At 63.8% G+C, this 218-nt stretch carries 1 pseudogene; it reads right to left on the bottom strand.

From position 1 onward, the window contains the following. A pseudogene (locus tag KJQ96_RS39800) lies at positions 1-218 on the bottom strand (polyhydroxyalkanoate depolymerase); the annotation flags it as partial.

Below are 218 nucleotides of genomic sequence, written 5' to 3'. Positions count from 1 at the left end.
CGCGCATCACCCCGGGATGCGGGAACGGCACCTTCGTGATGACGTGGTTACGGAACCATTCGATGCCGCGCTGTTCGGCGAGGTTGTTCACTGAAGTAGGATTGCGGCGGGTATCGATCGGGCCGCCCATCAAGGTCATCGACAGCGGTACGAAGGGATCGCGCGCGGCTTCCATCATGGAAACCGCCGCCACCACCGGCACCGAAGGCTGGCACACC

This window comes from Bradyrhizobium sp. sGM-13 (genome assembly GCF_018398875.1).
GTDB lineage: Bacteria > Pseudomonadota > Alphaproteobacteria > Rhizobiales > Xanthobacteraceae > Bradyrhizobium.
Note: the sequence above shows the minus strand (reverse complement) of the source record. Positions and strands in the feature narration are given on the sequence as shown.